At 35.4% G+C, this 18,723-nt stretch carries 11 protein-coding genes and 1 pseudogene; 3 read left to right on the forward strand and 9 right to left on the reverse strand.

Annotated elements, in window-relative coordinates:
- Positions 1-4: 4 nt before the first annotated feature.
- From secDF to B091_RS0109540, 5 genes are all read right to left on the reverse strand, one after another.
- Positions 5-2,953, reverse strand: coding sequence for a protein translocase subunit SecDF (gene secDF, locus B091_RS0109520; RefSeq protein WP_018109773.1), 2,949 nt, complete (start codon positions 2,951-2,953; stop codon positions 5-7).
- Between the two features lie 559 nt (positions 2,954-3,512).
- A complete protein-coding gene (locus B091_RS0109525) occupies positions 3,513-5,606 on the reverse strand; it encodes a M3 family metallopeptidase (RefSeq protein ID WP_018109774.1) in 2,094 nt (697 codons plus the stop codon).
- Positions 5,607-5,633: 27 nt separating this feature from the next.
- A complete protein-coding gene (locus tag B091_RS0109530) occupies positions 5,634-6,731 on the reverse strand; it encodes an endonuclease/exonuclease/phosphatase family protein (protein WP_018109775.1) in 1,098 nt (365 codons plus the stop codon).
- A gap of 12 nt (positions 6,732-6,743) precedes the next feature.
- The gene (locus B091_RS0109535; protein ID WP_018109776.1) at positions 6,744-7,655 is read right to left on the reverse strand and encodes a rhomboid family intramembrane serine protease; all 912 of its coding nucleotides are present in this window, start codon (positions 7,653-7,655) and stop codon (positions 6,744-6,746) included.
- Complete coding sequence (locus B091_RS0109540; RefSeq protein ID WP_018109777.1) at positions 7,630-8,325, reverse strand: rhomboid family intramembrane serine protease; 696 nt, start codon at positions 8,323-8,325, stop codon at positions 7,630-7,632. Before B091_RS0109540 ends, B091_RS0109535 begins: the two co-directional genes overlap by 26 nt.
- A 201-nt stretch (positions 8,326-8,526) precedes the next feature.
- Between B091_RS0109540 and B091_RS0109545 the strand changes: the two genes are divergently transcribed.
- The 3 genes from B091_RS0109545 (at position 8,527) to B091_RS0109555 (ending at position 12,067) form a co-directional block, all read left to right on the forward strand.
- On the forward strand, positions 8,527-8,799 hold the full coding sequence (locus B091_RS0109545; RefSeq protein ID WP_018109778.1) for an HU family DNA-binding protein: 273 nt from the start codon (positions 8,527-8,529) through the stop codon (positions 8,797-8,799).
- 85 nt (positions 8,800-8,884) lie between these two features.
- Positions 8,885-10,678 carry an arginine--tRNA ligase gene (gene argS / locus B091_RS0109550; protein WP_018109779.1) on the forward strand — a complete coding sequence of 598 codons (1,794 nt, stop codon included), beginning with the start codon at positions 8,885-8,887 and terminating at the stop codon, positions 10,676-10,678.
- A 12-nt stretch (positions 10,679-10,690) separates the two neighbouring features.
- Positions 10,691-12,067 (forward strand): aminopeptidase P family protein, encoded by a 1,377-nt coding sequence (locus B091_RS0109555; RefSeq protein ID WP_018109780.1) that lies wholly within the window; start codon positions 10,691-10,693, stop codon positions 12,065-12,067.
- Positions 12,068-12,160: 93 nt separating this feature from the next.
- On the opposite strand, the gene B091_RS0109560 is transcribed toward B091_RS0109555, so the two are convergent.
- The 4 genes and pseudogenes from B091_RS0109560 to B091_RS12060 all read right to left on the reverse strand — a co-directional run.
- On the reverse strand, positions 12,161-13,738 hold the full coding sequence (locus B091_RS0109560) for a 5-methylcytosine restriction system specificity protein McrC (RefSeq protein ID WP_018109781.1): 1,578 nt from the start codon (positions 13,736-13,738) through the stop codon (positions 12,161-12,163).
- A gap of 2 nt (positions 13,739-13,740) precedes the next feature.
- Positions 13,741-15,297 carry a hypothetical protein gene (locus tag B091_RS0109565; RefSeq protein WP_018109782.1) on the reverse strand — a complete coding sequence of 519 codons (1,557 nt, stop codon included), beginning with the start codon at positions 15,295-15,297 and terminating at the stop codon, positions 13,741-13,743.
- 10 nt (positions 15,298-15,307) lie between these two features.
- A complete protein-coding gene (locus B091_RS0109570) occupies positions 15,308-17,200 on the reverse strand; it encodes a Dam family site-specific DNA-(adenine-N6)-methyltransferase (RefSeq protein ID WP_018109783.1) in 1,893 nt (630 codons plus the stop codon).
- A 619-nt stretch (positions 17,201-17,819) separates the two neighbouring features.
- Positions 17,820-18,723, reverse strand: a pseudogene (locus B091_RS12060) (IS256 family transposase); the annotation flags it as partial.

The raw sequence follows: 18,723 nt of genomic DNA on the forward strand, positions 1-18,723 counted from the left end.
AAGCTTATTTACTTGCTTTCTTTTTTCTGTTCATCATTAAGTATGCAATAGGTGATGAAATAAACAGTGATGAACAAGTACCAAATACAACACCTAAGATCATTGCAAACGAGAAGCTTCTGATTGAATCACCTCCTAGAATGAAGATACATAAAAGTACGATTAATGTACTTAGTGATGTATTTACAGTACGAGACAATGTTGTGTTTAGTGAGTCATTATATAGCTCAGTAACACTTCTGTTAGGATATAGGTTAAAGTATTCTCTGACACGGTCAAAAATAACCACCTTATCATTAATAGAATAACCAATAGCTGTTAGAATTGCTCCAATGAATGTTTGGTCTACCTCTAGTGAGAAGGGTAGGAAAGTACCCCACAATAAGGAGTAAACACCAAGAATCATAAGTGTATCTGAAACCAAACCTACAACTGAACCTACACTGTATGCGATATTTCTGAATCGGATTAAAATATATAAGCCGATAGCAATTAACGCAAGAACAACAGACCAGATAGCGCCAGTTTTGATATCTTCAGCAATACTTGGTCCTACTTTTTGTGAGCTCACGATACTACCACCTGTATGGTTCTCTCTGTCAATAAATGTTGTTAACGAGATATTTTGAGTCAATAAAGGTTTAAGTGTTTCGTATAAGTATTGTTCGATTTCTGAATCTACAGTAGCTGTGTTCTCATCGATACGGTAGTTAGTACTAATACGTACTGTCTTTCCATCTGTACCAATAGCGAGTACACTAACTGTAGCATCATCACCAAATTTATCCGCAATAAGACTACGTACTTGCTCTGGTTCAACTTGCTCTTCAAATTGCACTTTGAAGTTTCTACCACCTGTAAAGTCGATACTCTCACTCATACCACGAGTCATTAATGATCCGATGCATATGATAAGAATCACACCTGCGATGATGAAGTATCTCTTTGTGTGACCCATAAAGTTAAATTTAGGGTTGACAAATAGATTCTTAGAGATTCTTGAAGTAAAGGTCATGTTGAGTAGCTTGTCTTTACTTAAGAAGTAATCATATACTACACGAGTTAAGAATACTGCAGTAAAGAAAGAAACAGCAATACCAATAATTAAGGTTGTTGCGAAACCTCTAATTGGACCAGTACCGAAGTTGAATAGAATAATACCTGTAATGATAGAGGTAATGTTCGAGTCAAAGATAGCTGAGAAAGCGTTGGAGTAACCGTCTTTAAGTGCGGCTTTCAGGCCTTTACCAGCACGTAACTCCTCTTTAGTTCTTTCGTAAATAAGTACGTTAGCATCCACAGCCATACCTAGCGCCAATACCATACCCGCAATCCCTGAGAGGGTCAATGCAGCTTGGAAGGAGGCCAGAATACCTAGTGTGAAGAATAAGTTGAAGATCAATGCCCCGTTTGCAATCATCCCTGGTACAAATCCGTACATTGAGCACATGTAGATCATTAGTAGGACTAGTGCCACAGCGAATGAGAATATACCTGCATTGATTGACTCTTGACCTAATGAAGGGCCAATGATATCTTCTTGAACAATTCGTGCTGGAGCTGGCATTTTACCAGATTTCAATACGTTTGCTAAGTCGGTAGTTTCGTCAACTGTGAAGTTACCCGAAATCTGAGAGCGGCCACCCGTAATCTCACCATTTACGTTTGGTGCAGAATATACATAACCGTCAAGTACAATCGCAATCGCTCTACCTACATTTTTCTTAGTAAGTTGAGCCCATTTGCGTGCACCGTCACTATTCATTTCCATAGATACAACAGGGTTGTTGTATTGGTCATATTCACTTTTCGCATCCACAATTACATCACCTTCAAGTGGAGCTTGTCCGTTGCGTTCTGTTTGTTTGATGGTATAAAGTGTGATAAGGTTTGAAGTCTTATCAGGTGAAACTCCCCAGTTTAAACTTAAGTTTGATGGAAGAAGCTTTTTAACTTCAGGGCGAGCTAAGTAGTTGTTGATTGTAGCGGTATCTCTAACCTGCGCATATCCAGCAATAGCAGCTTCACGGTATGGAGAAGCTTGAAGTTTGCTAAATAGTGGGTTTTGAGTTTTAGCTTGTTGTGCATAAACATCATTAAGTTGTTTAGTGATAGCAATGCTGTCACCACCTTCTTCTAGTTGTTTTAGTAAGCCATCAGCTTTTGCCTCTAAGTCTGTATCATTATTAAGCATCATTGCTAACTTTTCGTCAGCAGCTTGTAATGATGGCATGATTTCGGCCGAAGTATAAGTTTCCCAAAACTCAAGATTCGCAGAACCTTGAAGTAGCTTACGAACACGTTCTGGCTCTTTAATACCAGGAAGCTCAATCATAATACGACCCAAACCACCTTCTAGTTGTTGGATATTTGGTTGAACTACACCGAAGCGGTCAATACGTGTACGAAGTACGTTGTATGAGTTGTCAACAGCAATCTTAACCTCAGAACGTATGATTTTTACGACTTCAGCATCGGGTGTGTTTTGAGTCACCAACCCTTTGAGTTGTTTTGTTGCAAAAAGTGAAGCTAGACTCTTGTTAGGAGCAATTTTTTTATACTCCTTAGCAAAAAGAGTTATTATGTCGTCTTGACTAGATATTGCTTGTTTAGAGGCATTATTAAGTGCTTCGTTGAAATCTTCGTCAGGTTTATTATCTGCTAAGGTTCGGATAACGTCGGGTACAGATACCTCTAGGATAACGTTCATCCCTCCTTTAAGGTCTAGACCCAGACCTATTTCCATTTCACGGCATTGTTTAAGGGTATATCCTAACCACACCTTTTTGTTAGATAGAGAGTCTAAATACTCTTGTTCTAGTGCTGCATTATCATTAGCGTAAGCTTTAGCCTTTTTAGAATATTGGCTAGTAACTACAGAAAATGATAGATAGAACACACAAATTAGTGTGAGTAATACCGCAAAAACCTTTACAAATCCTTTGTTTTGCATTTTACTTTTTGTTTATGATTATTTTTAAATTATTGTTTTAATACTAATTCACTAAGTTTGCAAATATAGCTTTTTTTTCACACTCATTTATAACGGTATGCCAATTATTTGATGAATAGTGAGTTTTGTTCAAAATCTATCCCTTAGTATTTCTATTTTGGTGAAATAGTTCTGTTGCAGCTCTGTAATATATAGGAGCAAATATTAGCTCGTTTTTATTAACGCTCTAAGGCTCTTATTTACTCTCAAGTGTTTGATTGTCAAGTTTATATTTGCTAGTAATGATTTAAGCTTCAAATAATAAGAATTCACCAGGTACTAATATAGAGATTTTATCATAATTTTCTGTTTTACAGTAATGGTATTTATCAAGAATTTAGTTGTTCTAGGATATTGCAAGACTTGATTCTATATCATTTCCATGTAGAGTTTGTTGGTTAAAAAAGAACGTGGTGAGTACTTTTATAAAACAACGAAGACTTTCAGAGTTTAAGTCTAAAAGTCTTCGTATTATTTACAGTCTGTTTTAGTTCAAATTTAATATTGAACGACTTAAGATTTATTTCAATAAACCTCTATTCTTAAGCATTGGCTCAAGCTTTGGTTCTGCGCCTCTAAATTTCACATAGAGTGTCATTGGATCTTCACTATCCCCTTTTTCAAGGATATAAGTTTTAAACTTGTTAGCTGTTTCAGCATCGAAAATTCCGTTTTCTTTGAATGCTTCAAAAGCATCAGAGTCAAGTACGTTGGCCCATAGGTAGCTATAATACCCTGCTGCATATCCACCTACAATATGGTTAAAGTAAGTGGTTCTGTATCTTGGGGGAATTTGAGAAATTAAACCTAAATCTTTCATTGCTTGGTTTTCGAACTCTACAACATCTAAGTTTGGATCAATCTCAGTTAGGTTGTGTAAGTTCATATCCAAAATTGAAGCAGCTAAAAGCTCTGTAGTTCTAAAGCCCTCGTTGAAGGTTGATTGCTTTTGGATTTTCTCGATTAACTCATCAGGAATAATCTCACCTGTTTGGTAGTGTTTAGCGTATGATTTAAGAACTTCTGGTTCAAAAGCCCAGTGCTCATTGATTTGTGATGGTAATTCTACAAAATCTCGTGATACACTTGTTCCAGATACACCAGCATAGTTGCAATTGGTCAAAAGACCATGCAAACCATGACCCAATTCGTGGAATAGGGTTTCAACCTCATCAATTGTTAGTAATGAAGGCGTTGTTGCTGTTGGTTTTGTAAAGCTACCTACATTGCATACTAGTGGGCGGATATCACCCTTTTGATCTCTATAAGAACTCATCCATGCACCACCTCGTTTTCCAGGACGTGGGAAGTAATCCACATAAAATAGACCGATATGATTATTCTCTAGGTCTTTCACCTCAAAAACCTCTACATCACTGTGGTAGACAGGGATATTGTTAAGTTTCGTGAAAGTGATACCATAAAGCTTACTTGCTACATCGAAGGCACCATCACGTACGTTTTCGAGTTTGAAGTAAGGTTTAATATCGTCTTCATTTAAATCAAATTTAGCTTCTCTTAGCTTTGTAGTGTAGTACCACCAATCCCAAGCTTCTAGCTTTTGGTTCTTACCTTCTTTGTCCATCATAACTTGAAGCTCTTTAGCTTCAGCCTTGGCATTAGGAAGGGCATATCCCCAAAGGTTGTTTAAGAAGTCCATAACCGTTTTTGAGTCTTTAGCCATGTTGCGATCCAATACGAAGTTAGAGAACGAATCGTAACCTAACAGATTGGCTTTCTCTAAACGCAACTTTACAATATCTGTAATGATTTGTTTGTTGTTGAACTCGTTGTCATTGTTACCACGGTTGATATACGCTGTGAAGAGTTCTTCTCGTAGGTCTCTGTTTGCAGCATATTGCAGGAAAGGTAGTCGGCTAGAGTTGTGTAATGTAACCAACCATTTTCCTTCTTGACCTGCAGCTTTTGCTTCTTCTGCTGCACCTTCGATAAATGATTGTGGAAGCCCTGCTAGGTCTTCTTCATTTTCAATAAATAGTTTGTAGCTGTTGTCTTCACCCAAAAGGTTGTTTCCAAACTTCAAACCAAGGCTTGCCAGTTCTTTATTGATTTCCTTTAATCTCTCTTTTTGTTGAGCATCTAAGTTAGCACCCGAGCGCACAAAACCCATATAAGTTTTTTCAAGCAAACGGTTTTGCTCAGTTGTCAAATTAAGGGCTTCTCTATTTTGGTAAACTTGATTCACCTTATCAAAAAGCTCAGCATTCAGGTAGATATTGTCACCATGTCCTGTTAGGATTGGCATCATTTCTCCAGAAAGTGCTTGAAGCTCTGGAGTACTCTCTGCACTCGTTAGATTGAAAAAGACTCCACTAACACGGTCAAGTGTTGGCGAACTATTGTCTAAGGCCACAATAACATTTTCAAATGTTGGTGCTTCAGCATTTTTTGTGATCGCTTCGATAAGTTCGTTTTGTTCGTTGAAACCTTGTTCAAAAGCAGGTTTGTAGTGCTCAAGCTTAATATCCTGGAATGGAGGAGCACCAAATTCGGTCGTAAACTCAGAAAGTAGAGGGTTATCACTTACTTTAGGAGTAGTAGAGCATGAATACATCATACAGCTAGCGGCTAAAATTAAAACAGTTTTTTTCATAAAATTAATGAGTCACGTAAATTATTGCTACTTTTTGGCAATAGAGCACCATATTGGATAGTGATCGGAAGTTTTTATAGACTGATCTACTTCACAGTGATATGCCTTTAAATTTTTGCTTATTAATATATTGTCTATTCTAAAATAGAATTTATTCTGATTATAAGAAATACCCAATCCGAACCCAGCCTGTATAAATGCATTTGTTAGCCTTTTTTCTAGTAAACGGTTGGTGTAGCTCAGTGGAGAATCATTAAAATCACCACAAACTATGATGTTGGCGTAGTTTGAATTTTCAATATAATGATCTACTATTTCTACTTGTTTCTTTCTCAATTGAGAAGCTTCTATTATTTTATGGGCCAGCCCTTTAGAATCAGCTAATAATTTATCTTTAGAGTTTTCTAAATTTAATATCTTTTTGTAAGCCACTTTGTCGGTTTTGGTCATTTTATTAGACTCTAGGTGGTTATTTATTAAAAAATATTTGTCGTCATGAATCGTAAGTATATATGCTACTGACCCATTATAACTACTTTTATACGTAATCGGCTCACTGCTTAGGATGGGAAATTTAGAAAATATAGCAAGTTTGTTATTCGAACCCTTCTCGCCGATAGCATGTATTTTGAAGTAGGGATACTTTTTAAGTGCCGCTAAAATATCCTTTCTGGTAATATACTTATTATTAGTGGATTCACTATACTCTTGTAGGCAAATAATATCGGCTTTACTGTTTTGTAGATATTCTAATATGGAGTTCTTACCATTTTTATTTTTTTCTAACCCAGCGAACCCCATTACGTTGTAGGATAATAGCTTAAAAGCCTGCTTAGGCGGATTGGAATTAAAAAAGCTAACTGGAGAATACTTATAGATTTGAGGGCTTACAATAAGTAAGGCAATAAGGCTAAACTTAAATGCATTAAGCTTGAAAATCTTGAAGAGTATGGTGAGTCCTATTTGGATGAGTAAAACAACAGGAAATCCTAATCCAAAGTTTGTAAGGATAGGGAATTGGTCAGGACTTAAATATGAACTGTATGCTGCAAGAATCAATAGGGTAGAAATCACAAGACTAACTGCTGTGAAGACTCCTGAGAGCATATTGGTTATCATTTTCATAATCCGATTAATTTATTTACCTGCATCAAATAGTTTCTTCTTTTCTTCTTCTGTTAAGTTGGCATAACCACTCTCTTTTATCTTGTCAAGTATGAGATCAATCTCTTGTGATGACGCTTTCTTGCTTGTGTTGTAATTGTAGTCTGCTGCTCGCTTACTGTAATTCTTATTCTTGACTACTTTAAGCTTTTGCTTTCTTCTTTCCACCTGTTTTTTATAGCCTGTGTATAGGTTAAGTGGAATATCGAGTATTATATTTATCCAATGTGTAAAATCCCATCCTTTGCTGAGTCCTGCTGCAAATAAGTAGCCTCCAAAAGCACCTCCTAAGTGAGCTATATGACCACCAGGGTTGTCGGAAGTAATCGTGAGTAGATCTATAGCTATGATAATTAGTGCTAGGTATTTGAGCTTTATGCTGCCCACCAAAAGTAAGCGCACCGATTGATTGGGTGCTTTATAGGCTATGGCAATCATAATGGCCAATACAGCAGCAGAAGCTCCAATTAAGTTAGCATATGCCAAGCTTGATTTAAATATAGGGAAAATATGAAAAGCTGCGATAAAAAATGCCCCTCCCACTAAGCCTCCAAAGATATAGAGGCCTCTAAGGTGTTTGGCAGAGAAAAAATTCAGGAAGAATTGTCCAAACCAATAGAGAATTATCATATTGAAGAAGAGGTGGAAAATCCCACTATGCATAAACATGTAGGTTATCAAACTCCAAGGTCTTTGGCCTAGTTGCGATAATTCTGCAGGTAGACTCGTTATATAAGGAACAAAACCCGTGTTTAGATTAAATAGATAGAGTACGAGCTGAATTAAAGAGGTAATGATGAATATACCTACATTAATAAATATCAACTGAATAACTATTCCTCCGTTACGGTATTTTGTTTTAAGATCTGAAAGTAAATCGGTCATTTTTATTCTTTTTCCAATAAAGTATCAATATAAGTCCAAATATCATTCCTCCCAAGTGAGCAAAGTGTGCAGTATTGTCACCAGGTGCATTTCCTATACCCGAGAATAGCTCTATTAAGGCATAGCCCACTACAAAGTACTTTGCTTTGATAGGGAAAGGGAATGGAATAATGAATAGGCGCTCGTTTGGGAATGACATGCCAAAGGCAAGTAATATTCCATAAACAGCTCCTGAAGCACCTACAGTATAGGCCATACTGTTATAAACCTGTGTCTTAATGTGCATAATGTCCAGTCCAAACCCTGCATTAGCAGCATCGCTCAAAATAGATTGCACCTGAATGTACTGGACAATCTCTTGGGTTAATCCAGCACCTAGTCCACAGATAAGATAATAGAAAAGGAATTTTTTTGGTCCCCAAAAGTTTTCTAGGATTCGACCAAACATCCATAGCGCAAACATATTAAAGAATATATGTCCAAAGCCAGCATGCATAAACATGTAAGTAAATATTTGGGCTGGGTTAAACCCTTCACTCATAAAGAAATGAAGCCCTAAATAGGCATTTAAGTTATAGCCGTATGTTGTTGCTACATAAGTCGCAAAGAAGAACAGTAAATTGATTATAATTAGGTTCTTCGTCACTTTTGGTAATGCGATATTAGCCATGATGTTTAATAAATTAAATATTATTTTAGATGGCAAAAATACGAATAAAATCCATTCTCTAATTATAAATGAAATAGAAAGTCTCTAAAATGCTTATAACGGGGCGTTTACTACATGAATAAATTTGTATTTTTGGGTTGTTAGTATATATTTGCGACAAAGATAATTCTTTAATTTTTTAAACACTAAACGAAAATAGCTATGAATAAAGCTGAATTAATTAATGCTATGGCTGAGAAGTCTGGCTTGAGCAAAGTAGATACTAAAAAAGCTTTGGACTCATTTATGTCTGTTGTTTCTGATACACTTAAATCGGGAGATAAAGTTTCACTAATTGGCTTTGGTACTTTTTCAGTATCAGAACGTATGGCTAGAACTGGAATCAATCCGTCTACGCAAAAACAAATTCAAATTCCTGCAAAGAAAGTTGCTAAATTTAAAGCTGGTCTTGAGTTGTCAGAAGCTGTTAAATAAGAAGTATTTACAAAAGATATAAAGAAGGAGATGTTCGTACATCTCCTTTTTTTGTATCTTTGCTTTTAGAAATAAATAGCAAAACATGAATATAGAAGAGAGACTTATTTGTGCAGTAGCCGATGGAATTAAAGCCTTGTATGGTGCTGATGTGCCTGTAGCTCAAATCCAACTGCAAAAAACAAAAAAAGAATTTGAAGGGCATCTCACGGTAGTTGTATTCCCTTTTTTACGCCTATCAAAGAAATCTCCCGAAGCTACCGCTCAAGAATTAGGAGAATACTTAAAAGCTAATAATCCTTTAGTTAGTGATTTTAATGTGATAAAAGGTTTTCTAAACCTTTCTGTAGCTACTCCTAGTTGGGTAGAGCTACTCAACGAAATCCACAGCACTCCAAACTTTGGAATTAAAACAGCAGGGGATGATGCCAAGTTGGTTATGGTTGAATACTCTTCACCCAATACCAATAAACCTTTGCACCTAGGCCATGTGAGAAATAACCTCTTGGGTTATTCTTTATCAAAAATAATGGAAGCCAATGGATATAAGGTTGTCAAAACCAATATCGTTAACGATCGAGGCATTCACATATGCAAGTCTATGTTGGCTTGGCAAAAATATGGCAATGGTGAAACTCCCCAAAGTTCAGGCAAAAAAGGTGACCACCTTGTGGGTGACTACTATGTTGCTTTTGACAAGCATTATAAGGCTGAATTAGCAGATCTTAAAGACAAAGGCATGAGTGATGAAGAGGCAGAAAGCAATTCTACACTGATGAAAGAGGCTCGTGAGATGTTGATAAAGTGGGAGGCTAACGACACTGAGGTACGTGAGTTGTGGAACGCTATGAACGGCTGGGTTTACGAAGGCTTCGATGAAACCTATAAAAAGATGGGTGTCGACTTCGATAAAATATATTACGAATCGGAAACTTATCTTGAAGGGAAAGAGAAGGTTGAAGAGGGACTGGCCAAAGGCACTCTTTTCCAAAAGGAAGATGGGTCTGTTTGGGCTGACTTAACCCCCGAAGGGCTTGATCAAAAACTTCTGCTCCGTGCCGATGGTACTTCGGTTTATATGACTCAAGATATAGGTACTGCTAAAATGCGTTTTTCTGATTACCCCATCGATAAGATGATTTATGTTGTGGGTAATGAACAAAACTACCATTTTCAAGTGTTATCTATAATATTAGATAAGCTAGGTTTCGAATGGGGTAAGGGTCTTGTTCACTTCTCTTACGGGATGGTTGAACTTCCTGAAGGTAAAATGAAGTCTCGTGAAGGAACCGTAGTTGATGCTGATGATCTTATGGAAGAGATGATTCGCACAGCTAAAGAAACCTCTCTAGAGTTGGGTAAACTCGACCACGTTTCGGCTGACCAAGCAGATGAGATTTCTCGTATTGTAGGTATGGGAGCGTTGAAATACTTTATCCTAAAAGTAGATGCTCGCAAAAATATGACGTTCAATCCACAAGAATCTATCGATTTTAATGGTAATACAGGTCCGTTTATTCAGTATACCTATGCTCGTATTCAGTCTGTATTGCGTAAAGCCGGTGAAGCGGGGATTTTAATTCCTGAAGAATTAGATACTCAAATAGAGATTAGCGAGAAAGAAAGAGGACTCATTCAGCTAGTGGCAGATTTTGCTACTGTTGTTGAGCAGGCAGGTAAAGATTATAGCCCCTCTGGTATTGCTAATTATATCTATGAGTTAGTCAAAGAATATAACCAGTTTTATCACGACTTCTCTATTTTGAGAGAGGAGAACGAAGAAATGAAGAAGTTCCGTTTGGTGTTGTCGCAGAATGTTGCTAAAACAATCAAAAACGGAATGAATCTCTTAGGTATTGAAGTTCCTGATAGAATGTAAATCAAATTAATTATGTTTAGCAAAGAAACATACGTGCAGCGTAGGGCTCTGCTTAAGAAAAACCTTGGCTCTGGTCTTTATCTGTTTCTAGGTAACGATGCCTTGGCATTAAACTATGCAGATAATAATTTTAGATACCGTCAAGATTCAACTTTCCTCTACTACTTTGGTCTCTCTTTTGCTGGTTTATCAGCAATTATTGATGTTGACCAAGATAAAGAGATCATTTTTGGTGATGAACTCACCATCGATGATATCGTGTGGATGGGTAATCAACCCACCTTGCACGAGAAAAGTGAGCGTGTGGGGGTGTCGCACAATGAACCAACTGCTGCACTAGCTGCGTACCTACAAAAAGCTCAAGGTCAAGGAAGAGAAATTAATTATCTCCCAACTTATCGTCCAGAACATCAGATTAAACTGATGAATTTACTTGGTCAAGTGCCTGCTGAGCAAAAAGCTTCATTCAAGTTTATGGAGGCTGTAACCAATCAGCGTATCTATAAATCTCAAGAGGAGTTAGACGAAATTCATAAGGCTTGTAATGTAACTGCAGATATGCACATGACAGCCATGAAGGTTCTTCGCCCTGGAATGAAGGAGTACGAGGTTGTTGCTGCTATGAACGAAGTAGTTGCTCGAAACAACTACGAACTTTCTTTTGCTACTATTGCAACGATTGATGGACAAACTCTTCATAATCACTACCACGGCAACACCGTTAAAGCAGGCGATCTATTCTTGATTGATGCTGGTGCTGAAACCGAAATGGGTTATGCTGGTGATATGTCGTCGACAATCCCTGTATCTAAAAAGTTTACTACTCGTCAAAAAGAAGTTTACGACATCCAAAATAGAATGCATGTTGAGTCTGTAAAGGCTTTACGTCCTGGTATTCGTTTTGATGAGGTTTACGAACTTTCGGCTCGTGTAATGGTTGATGGATTGAAAGACCTCGGTCTTATGAAAGGTGACACCTACGATGCTGTCAAAGCGGGTGCTCATGCTATGTTCTATCCTCACGGACTAGGTCATATGATGGGGCTTGATGTTCACGACATGGAGAACTTTGGCGAAGAGCTTGTTGGCTATGCTGGCGAAAAGAAGAGTACACAGTTTGGTCGTAAATCTTTGCGTTTGGCGCGTGAGTTAGAACCTGGCTTTGTGTTAACAATTGAACCAGGTATCTACTTTATACCTAATCTTATTGATTTGTGGAAAGCTGAGAAGAAATTTACTGACTTCATCAACTACGATCTCCTGGAGACCTACAAAGACTTTGGAGGTATTCGTAACGAAGAAGATTATGCAATTACCAAAGATGGTTCAATGCGTATGGGGATGAAACATGTGCCTCTTACAACTGATGAGGTAGAAGCCTTGAGATAATCATATTTGCTCTTTATTTAAGCATTACTGCTTACTATATATAAAACTAAATTCCCGTAACAAATCGATTTTGTTACGGGAATAAAAATATTTTTAATATGTTGTCTCAACATATTTATTTAACTTGGCAACTAGCTCTTCCAACTGCTTATACTGTTCTTTGTCTCCTGGAGTTAAAGGTATTGCACCAACACCCCTGAACATTTCTATGTCTTCAATTTCACTCTTTGTGGTGGATGTGTCTTCTTTTTCATAAAAGACGAACTCTGTCCCAGGATATACAACTAAAGCAACGTGCGCATCCTTTATAGCATCTACATAAGCATGCATTTTATATATATCCTCATTTTTGGCACTGCCTGAGTCGACAATAATTTTATCAATTCTATATTTTGCATCAAAAATAATTTTCACTTTCTGCCCATTAATGTTGTAAACAACTGTAACATCAGGTCTGAAGGTCAGGCTATATGATGTATTTCTTGATTTAGACTCTGTAAGATTATAATATATTGAAATCGTATCATTCTTCAGGCAAGTGCTATAAGAAATATTATTATCATGAGATAATTTTGCTGTCTGTTCCATGAAGAGATCTTCTCCTAAGAATGCTTTAGCAATATTTATAAACACCCAATACTCATACAAGTCTGAAATTTTCTTTAAATTAATAGACATTGAGTTGATCTCAAATTCTTGAATAAGATATTGAATTCCTAAACGACAGTTTCTATAGTGAGCAAATATATCTTTATACCCCTGTTTATTCAATAGTGTTTTTGATTGAGTTGGTAGTATTTTCATTACACCTATACTTCTAAAGAAACCTTTGTTGAGAATTTTCCTACAGAAACGTATAATCTCATCCACCTCATTCTCTAACGATTCAGGCAACACTTTAGAAACAAACAATAGATGAACTTTAGAATAAACAAACTCAAAAAAATATTTAATAAATCTATTTTCAGGGGTGTCATAACTCAACTCATAAGTTTTATTCCATATTTTATTGGGATAAAACATTCTTCCATCTTTCTTAGGTAGGAAATTAGCAATAGGAAAGTTGAATATATGATCACTATTGTCATCTATCAAAACATAATCACTCATTTTAGAAGTGATTAAGTTAAAAGATTTCTCATCTATATTTTTACATCTCTCCAGATTCTCTTTTTTATAAATGTATGTATATTTAAAGCTAGAATATTTTATTATATCTCGAATATTAGACTCCAATTTAATTCTTAAATTCTCATTAAGTATCAAATTCTTTAAGTAATTAAAAACAAGCAAATTGTTAGGTTCATTATCTTCTTGATCTTTATTCCTGACAACAAAAGATGGTGAACTATGTGAGTAAATAATATTTTTACTGAAAAATACAATCTCATCTAATATTGTTTTAAACTGTGTGTATCCAGTATCTTCTTTTAAAAACTTATTACTTTTTACATTTATTGTTTTCCCGAAAAAATAGATATTACCGATATAATTGGTGATTTTTAAATCTCCTATTTTATTGCCTTCATGCCATAAAATAAATTCGCTTAGTTTGGCTCTACTTATCTCATCCCTAATTTGACTAGGGCTTGCATCCTCAAAATCAACTAAATAAGTTTTATTTTCAATTATCTCATCACCAACCTCTTTTTTACCACAATATATAATCATAACTACTCAATAAAACTTGTGTAACCTGTTTTCTTCAATTTATTGTACATACGTAAAAGTTTACCAATAGTAATAGGGAAGTTAGTTGATTCAGCTTTAATATTGTTTATATCTGTTCCATTCGACAAATACTCTAAGATCTTTCTGATGGGCTCTTCTAAAACAGCATACTCACCATTCAATTTGGGGAATACTTTTTGAACAAGTTGGTAATCTAATGCACATAACATATGTCTCTCTTCATTACTTATATGTTCTTTTGCATTTTTGATAAATAATCCTATCTCATTAGCTATCCTATATCCAAAATGCAAATTATGCTCTTCCAATATCTTGTTAATTTCAACCAAGTGATCTTTCACTATCTTAGGAAGCGAATTATAATGTTCACGTGAAGGAATAGCAAAATCATTATAGTCTGGAAATTTATTTAGAACAAACACTGCTTCAGGATCTTCAGTATAATTCTCATAATTAGTTAAGTCTACATCGTTAAATTCTATAACATTCGCTCTATCAAGCACTTTATTGCTGAAAGAATAGGTGCTTTCATCAATATTAACAGTGCCAGTAATAAATAAATTTGTTGGAATTTCAATACTACTAGGTATTTGCTCGTAGTTATCAGAATCTGTGTCAAGATAATCTGAACCATTGTAGAGAGTTAGTGCTTCTTGTTTCGTTACTTCATCTTGTACGTACCGACTCTCTGTACAACTTAAAATATCACTAAAATAATGCTCTACTTTGGATAAATTCATCTCATCAAAAGTTACAAAAAAAGAATATTCAGGATAATCATTTGCTAAAAGTAGAAAATCTAAAAACTTTGGGATATGATATTTCCTTTCTATAAGATTGTAATACCCTAACAATTCAGTGTTGTCTGTCCAGTTACTTTTGACAGGAATAAAACAATGTCGATTTATCGTTTCTAATTCAAGTGTAGCTTGAGCTGACTTTGCCTTAATATCGTTAACTTTCACGACCTTGAAATGTTTATCTTCAACCCTCTCAAGAGTCAACACATCATCTGTATTATAATGCTTCTTAATATGTCCCCTTGCATCATATTCTGCTGATTCCTTATCGCTATTACTCCTTTTAAATCGTACTCTCACTAAGGGACTAGAGGCTCTTTGCCCATAGAATCCTACTTTAAAACTTCCATATTGATCTTCAATATCAATAATATAAATGTCAGAAAAGTTTCCTCCAAATTGGTTTTCTTTAGCTTTTCCTACTTGATCTTGCCACAATTTCATCTCTGTGGCATTTAGAAGAAGGTTAAGGGCTTGGATCGGAAAATTGACTCGGTCAAGAGATTGAGTTACACGCAATGTTAACAAGTCCCCTGAGCTAGGTTTAGTCTCTATTATAGTTGGTGTTGGGACACTAAATAACTGCGAAATTTTAGTCTTTCCGGTTCCACTTATTCCTGAGAGTATAACAAAAGGTTTAGTTTTTAACGATATGGCATAAGTCGTAAGTAGCGATTTTGAAAAATAAAATCCTGCATTCTTGTAAACATCAAAGTATTGCTTTGTTATTTGCTCCATAATTTAAAACTTAATATGCTATGAAAATATATTCTTGAACCTTGTTTTTATTATTCCCCACATTTGCTCCTTGATTTCCAAAACTGTATGTATAATCCATAGAAACAACTTCAACATTTTCTTTATACTTAGAAAGGAGCCCAACCATTTCATCTTGCGTAGGAAGCGAATTTGAAGAATATGATATTAACAATATACTATTCTTATATCGTTTAAATATTTTATTAAAAGCATCATAAGCACCATTTTTGGTGCTAAAAGGAGTCGGATAATTCTTAAACTTCTTCGTTTTTGTATCCCACTGCATCTCAACATCTTGCCAATTGCGAGCAATCCCCTCTACAAAATGATAGCGACGTACATATTCATTATCTGATGTTGGATTATAATACGGCGGATCTATATAAACCAAGTCTACCTTTTTATTTATATTCATCGAATCTAGATTAAAGGCTTTACATGCTTTCCCATTATCGAAAACAGACTCATTTATAGCTTTGACAGCCAACCTAAATTGCTCTTCAAATGATAACTGAAGATCTTTTCTTCCATCATCATATCTTATCCCTGTATAGGTAAAAATACCACGAGGACGTTTTTTAATACAAGCCCTGGTCAAAGCGCTTACAGCAATATCACGTTTTGTCTTATTTTTAATTTTTGATATGTTATTCCTTACCATATCAATAAATTTATTATCTTCTTCTAGATAATATATATCTTTAAAATTATCAGTTACAAAGTTATCTGTATTCTCGGATGGTGTTAAAAGCTTTTTAATATCATCTTCCGATAACTTTATAGATGAATTTGCAATCATTGCTGAAGCTAACTTCGAATTCATCGTCATATAGTCATTACTGAATACAGTTTTGCCTAGAGTTTTAAACATATAAGACACAACTCCACTTCCACTAAACAAATCTAAAACGCTATCAAACTCAAATTGTAATGCTGCAGAAGCTATCTGTCTCACAAGAGATTGTTTACTACCCATATATCGTGTAGACGGAAATAGAGCATTCTGGCTTGGCAAATCAGTGACCCCTACATTTATAATTTTCCGCACTTTAGGTGGAGCAACTACAATAACATCCTCACCTGTTCGTTTTGTAGGATTGCTATTTATATATCTTTTGGTATTAACTACTCTAATGTCAAAATCCTCATAAAGTTCATAGACTAATGGAGAGTTAGAGTTTGTTAAAATAACATGACACCCTAACTCAGATAATTGTTTAACATACTCTGCTAACTCATAATGGTCTTCATCATAAAAGCCTTCTTTGGTATAACGCTTAAAATCTTCATATTTGCCAATTGGCAAATATGGAGGATCTAAAAAGACTAGGTCACCAGGTTCTGCATAGTTATCCAAGATAGACTTGTAATCTGAATGAATAATTGTAGCATTCTTTAATGCAGTAGAAGCTTCAATTATGCCTTCTTCATTTATAAAGTTGGGATTTTTATACCTTCCAAATGGAGTGTTGAAGTTGCCTTTTTTATTAACACGATATAAACCATTATAACAGGTTTTATTCAGATAAAGAGTTCTAGCAGCTTTTTCTGTATTTGATAGATTATCATAAACTTTAGACCTCATCTCATAATAAAAATCCTCTTCATTCTTAAAAGACTTCAAGATTTCTATTACTTGATTAGGAACATCTTTAATTGTATTATATAAGTTAATTAACTCAGGATTGATATCAGATATAATTGCATTTTCAGGTAAGGTGTGAAAGAATAATGCACCACCTCCAATAAAAGGCTCAATGTATTTATTGATTTTATTTGGAAAAAAACTCTCCAATTCATCAATAAGTTGTGTTTTTCCTCCTGCCCATTTAAGAATAGGTTTTATCGTTTTTTTATTCTGTATTATATTATTTCGAGACATTATATATTAATATGTAATATTACTTTCATACAAATATAGAGATATTCCCATAGAATATCTCTATATACGATGAACTTGTTGTATTATGATCTCTTCTCCTCTTCTATCCCCTCTAACATCCCATGCATAGGATAATCAGAGTTTTTGAGTACAGCAACGGCCAATGGACAAAGAGTGTTAGTCGCTTTTTGAACTCAATCTCTCTCTTTTCACTTGAGCACAAATTTCGTACTCTTCAGTTTTCAGAGCATCCCACCATACGTGAAATAGTGGCACTAATTGTATTTGTCTTATTAATTAATATATTTTATTTGTGTCAATCCGATTGACACAAATTCGGGAAAACCAACAGAACCATCCTATAAATTGTCCGTCTGTTATAATCTTTCAAATCGGCTTGTTCTCGTTTGAGATAGTTTTCAACTTATCTTTATTCCTTTTAACCTTAAAGTGTATTCTGTCATACTCAGAGATTAGCTCTGCACAAGCTTCTAATTGCAGATAATAAGGGCCTGTAACAGGAGTAGCATCATTCACGAAACTAAGTAGTTCTGTTATTTTTCTCTCTATTTGTGTATTGTTCTAGATTTTCTATTTTCTTCATTCTAGTGGGTCTATATCAACTCCTCCATTTTAACTCCATCCAGCACCCATACAAAGGGTAATCTTTGTAAATAATTAGGAACTGATTTAAAATGATGCCCCAGTCCCTGATAGGCATTGACCATTTCTTAGTTGCCTCTCTAACGGCTAAATATACTGATTTCATCACGGAATCATCGGTAGGAAACGATAATTTGTTTTTGGTGTACTTTCTAATCTTACCATTTAGAATTTCGATTAAGTTAGTGGCATAAATGACTTTTCTAATTTCCACAGGATACTCAAAAAGCACTGTAAGCTCCTCCCAGTTGTTTCTCCAGCTTTGTACAGCATATGAGTACTTGGAATCCCATTTGGCAGCAAAATCCTCTAGAGCAGCTGCCGCAGCCTCTTTGTTGGGTGCATTATAGATATTCTTCATATCAGCGGTAAGCTGTTTTTTGTCTTTCCAAACTACATATTTACAGGCATTACGGATTTGATGCACGATACAAATCTGTGTCTTAGATTCAGGGAAAACCGTACGAATAGTTTCTGTAAAGCCATTTAAATTATCCGTTGCAGTAATTAAGATATCTTCTGTACCACGAGCCTTTAAATCGGTCAAAACAGTCATCCAAAAGGCTGAGGACTCATTCTTTCTTAGCCATTCTAAGCACCTCTTTAAGCCCATCTCGTCTTAATCCCACAGTAATATAAATGGTTTTATTAATCACTTTAGAGCCCTCTCTGACTTTAAAAACAATGCCATCCATCCAAACGATAAGATATACGGGCTCTAAGGGTCTATTTTGCCAAGCTACAATATCAGCAGTAACAGCATCTGTGATACGAGAAATCGTGGCTGAGGAAACATCAAAATCATAGACTTCTCTAATTTGCTCTTCTATATCTGAAATACTCATCCCTTTGGCATAAAG

Source organism: Bacteroides propionicifaciens DSM 19291 = JCM 14649 (genome assembly GCF_000375405.1).
GTDB classification, from domain to species: domain Bacteria; phylum Bacteroidota; class Bacteroidia; order Bacteroidales; family Bacteroidaceae; genus Bacteroides_E; species Bacteroides_E propionicifaciens.

Bases quoted from the DNA above. Each gene is read 5' to 3' on its own strand.
- B091_RS0109560 (WP_018109781.1), bottom strand. From the start codon at position 13,738: ATGATTATATATTGTGGTAAAAAAGAGGTTGGTGATGAGATAATTGAA.
- B091_RS0109555 (WP_018109780.1), top strand. From the start codon at position 10,691: ATGTTTAGCAAAGAAACATACGTGCAGCGTAGGGCTCTGCTTAAGAAA.
- B091_RS0109565 (WP_018109782.1), bottom strand. From the start codon at position 15,297: ATGGAGCAAATAACAAAGCAATACTTTGATGTTTACAAGAATGCAGGA.
- B091_RS0109570 (WP_018109783.1), bottom strand. From the start codon at position 17,200: ATGTCTCGAAATAATATAATACAGAATAAAAAAACGATAAAACCTATT.
- B091_RS0109545 (WP_018109778.1), top strand. From the start codon at position 8,527: ATGAATAAAGCTGAATTAATTAATGCTATGGCTGAGAAGTCTGGCTTG.
- B091_RS0109540 (WP_018109777.1), bottom strand. From the start codon at position 8,325: ATGGCTAATATCGCATTACCAAAAGTGACGAAGAACCTAATTATAATC.
- argS (WP_018109779.1), top strand. From the start codon at position 8,885: ATGAATATAGAAGAGAGACTTATTTGTGCAGTAGCCGATGGAATTAAA.
- secDF (WP_018109773.1), bottom strand. From the start codon at position 2,953: ATGCAAAACAAAGGATTTGTAAAGGTTTTTGCGGTATTACTCACACTA.
- B091_RS0109535 (WP_018109776.1), bottom strand. From the start codon at position 7,655: ATGACCGATTTACTTTCAGATCTTAAAACAAAATACCGTAACGGAGGA.
- B091_RS0109530 (WP_018109775.1), bottom strand. From the start codon at position 6,731: ATGAAAATGATAACCAATATGCTCTCAGGAGTCTTCACAGCAGTTAGT.
- B091_RS0109525 (WP_018109774.1), bottom strand. From the start codon at position 5,606: ATGAAAAAAACTGTTTTAATTTTAGCCGCTAGCTGTATGATGTATTCA.